At 60.8% G+C, this 2636-nt stretch carries 5 protein-coding genes; all 5 read right to left on the bottom strand.

The features are described 5' to 3' along the window. Nucleotides 1-282: DUF2523 domain-containing protein (locus U1R88_RS35250; RefSeq protein ID WP_322435524.1), on the bottom strand; the 282-nt coding region annotated here is incomplete at its 3' end. Beyond that, nucleotides 282-1568, bottom strand: a complete 1287-nt coding sequence (locus U1R88_RS35245; RefSeq protein WP_322435523.1) for a virulence factor TspB C-terminal domain-related protein — start codon at nt 1566-1568, stop codon at nt 282-284. The genes U1R88_RS35245 and U1R88_RS35250, both read right to left, overlap by 1 nt. 163 nt (nt 1569-1731) lie before the next feature. Then, the gene (locus tag U1R88_RS35240) at nt 1732-1926 is read right to left on the bottom strand and encodes a major capsid protein (RefSeq protein WP_322435522.1); all 195 of its coding nucleotides are present in this window, start codon (nt 1924-1926) and stop codon (nt 1732-1734) included. Nucleotides 1927-1940: 14 nt separating this feature from the next. Continuing rightward, complete coding sequence (locus U1R88_RS35235) at nt 1941-2144, bottom strand: hypothetical protein (protein WP_322435521.1); 204 nt, start codon at nt 2142-2144, stop codon at nt 1941-1943. A 36-nt stretch (nt 2145-2180) separates the two neighbouring features. Further along, entirely contained in the window at nt 2181-2486 is a 306-nt protein-coding gene (locus tag U1R88_RS35230) for a hypothetical protein (protein ID WP_322435520.1), read from the bottom strand. Nucleotides 2487-2636 lie beyond the last annotated feature (150 nt).

Raw genomic sequence — 2636 nt, 5'->3', positions numbered from 1 at the left:
GGACTTCGTGCCGGTAGCCTTGTTGACGCCAGCAATAGTCATCCGGGTAGTGACCGCGCTGGTCATGATGTTGATGGCGATGTCCACTTTCATCAGGCCCAGCAACTGGGCGATGTCAGCGGGGACGCCGGTAAGCTGCGACTTCATGAAGCCAGCCGCGGTACTGGTGACGACGGTGATGCCGACGAGGGAGACCGCGCCGATGCCGAGGGCGACGAGCACCTTCTTCACCAGGGGAGCACCAACGGTGCTCAGGAACGTAAACAGCCAAGTGAATTGCATCAGTCACCTCCGAAGCCGCGTCCGACATAGACGATGAAGAAAAGGGAGGCCATGGCGAGCACCAGGGCGGAAATCGCCGAGGCGTAGTCGCAGGCCGGTTGATACGAAATCTGGAAGGTCCGGCCGAACGAATCGCTATGCCAAGACTTGGGTGCAGGGCAGGACGCCGACAGGAACCGAGTGCCCGTATCGAAGCCGGTGCTGATGTCGGTTTTGCTCTCGCCCAGCTGGTACTCCTTGCCGGCCACGGCGGAGTTGATCGTGTCCTTGGCCTTGGAGTAGTCATTCCACTCAGCGGTCTGGCACTTCTGTTCGCGGGCCTGACGCAGGATCGCGCACTGGATGGCATCGCCGGAGCAGGCGAGAGACGCCGTACAGGCTTCACCGGCTACGGTCGATTTGTCCGGGGTGTCGTCGTCCTTGTCATCGTCGCCGCCAGGCGTTGTGCCAGTGCCTGTGCCATCGCCAGTGCCTGTGCCGCCAGTGCCATCACCACCAGTGCCACCGCCAGTGCTTCCGCCACCGGTAGAACCGCCACCCGTGGAGCCACCAGTTCCAGTGCCATCGCCAGTGCCTTCGCCGCCGCCAGTGCCACCACCAGTACCAGGATCGGGCGTGGTCTCAGGGTTCTTCACGCAGGTCGACCCGGACCAGGTGTAGCCGGTGCCGCAGTTGGTGTTGCTGTCCTTGTTCGGGTCGGTGCCCATCGTGGTTGCGCCCACGTTGGCATCGCCTGCCGTGGCATTGAGGCCGGTGTAGGTGGCGACCCCCTTGCAGTAGCCATAGTCCGAACCATCGGACGCCGCATCGCACTGGAAAGAGCCGGTGGTAGCCTCGCAGCCGTCCTTGTTCACATGCTCGGTGACACCGTGCTTGCCGCCGTTGGTGACATAGCCGACTGCGGTCTTAAAGCCCCAGGCAAAGGCTTGATCCTTGAGCGCGGTGCACTTGCTCTGCGCCTGGCAACCACCGGTCTCGGTGTTGTAATCCTCATTAGCGGGACAGGTATCACCGACACGGTAAAGCTCGACCATGCCCGGGTAATTCTCAAGACCGTCAGTCTTGCGAACAGCGATATAGCGGCACGCATAGGTCGTCTCGTTGATGAACGACGAACCATTGTCCTTACGGGAATAGTCCTCACTGTCCATACGAGCGATGGAGTTGGCACACAGCTCGGTGGCCGAAGCGCCAGTCATCTGAGTATTCGAGTTGCGCCAGTAGTAGTTGTCGGCGAAGGCCGAGGTCGAGGCCAACAGCAGCAGCGCGAGCAGTAGCGACCGCATAGCTTTTCCTTGGGCAAAAAAAAGCCCGCCGGAGCGGGCTGGAGGATCGACGGCCTAGCTGCCGAAGAACACGTACCAGATGGCCACCGAAGTCACGATCAGGACGTAAACGTTGGGATCGAAGCTCATCGATCACTAGCAAGCCTTGCGGCCCGCTACCCCCTTACAGCGCCTTGCGGATCCACTTGAAGGCCGCGATGCCGATGATGATGCCCAGGACGATACCGCCCAGGGTGGCGGCATCGGCGGCGGCGGAAGTGGTGGCAGCGGTGGCCGAGGCCGGCAGCTCAGCGTGAGCGGCGGAGCAGAAGGCCAGAGCGGTTGCAGCGACAAGACCAACTTTGCGAATCAGTTGCATGGTGAAGCTCCTTGCTATTTGAGTGCCCTACGGGCGACGACGATGCCGAACACAATGGCGAAGAGGACAATGGTGCTGTCGTACAGCTCTTTGCGGTCAGCATCAGAGAGTGGGGTTGCCCCCATTTCGGTGGCCGAGACAGAACGCAGGGTGCCGGAGCATTGAGGCGTGCCGCCTTCGGTGCTGGTCCAGGTGCCGTCACAAGCCAGGTAGTACATGGCGCGTCCTCGCAGTCAGGGTTGCGCCAGGGGATATCAAGCCGTAGCCGCCGGTCGGACAGCCGCCGGTGCCTGAGCGGGAACAGCACGGCTGAAATCCAGAGAACAGGCGGGACGGCCATCGTCCACGGAGAAAGTGAGCGGAACGTCGTAGTGGCCAGGTGCCTTTACTTGGTTGGGGTCGCCAACGTAGATTTGCGTCGCCTGCGGGTAGGCGATCCCGGGGAGGGAAATGTAGCCGCCCATGAGGCAGTAAAATTTGGCGGGTTTGGCCGGGTCCTTCTGAGACATGCCTTGCTTGTTTTGGCCGTTGAGCTCGACGCGAACCGTGAGTTCTTTCATGGATGCGATAACCTGTGCTGGTACTGAGTGACGTATGGGTGAGTGCTGTTGTATTAACACAAGAGCACAATACCACGCGGACACAAGGACACAAGAGCACATGCCAAAAATTATTGACCCGAGGCGGTATCACGTGAGCGAAGACAGGCT

This window comes from Labrys sedimenti (assembly GCF_034424805.1).
Taxonomy (GTDB): Bacteria; Pseudomonadota; Alphaproteobacteria; order Rhizobiales; family Labraceae; genus Labrys; species Labrys sedimenti.
This window is presented reverse-complemented; position numbering and strand designations above follow the sequence as displayed.

Excerpts from the sequence above, each read along its gene's own strand:
- U1R88_RS35230 (WP_322435520.1), bottom strand. The coding sequence starts at position 2,486 with ATGAAAGAACTCACGGTTCGCGTCGAGCTCAACGGCCAAAACAAGCAA.
- U1R88_RS35235 (WP_322435521.1), bottom strand. The coding sequence starts at position 2,144 with ATGTACTACCTGGCTTGTGACGGCACCTGGACCAGCACCGAAGGCGGC.
- U1R88_RS35240 (WP_322435522.1), bottom strand. The coding sequence starts at position 1,926 with ATGCAACTGATTCGCAAAGTTGGTCTTGTCGCTGCAACCGCTCTGGCC.
- U1R88_RS35245 (WP_322435523.1), bottom strand. The coding sequence starts at position 1,568 with ATGCGGTCGCTACTGCTCGCGCTGCTGCTGTTGGCCTCGACCTCGGCC.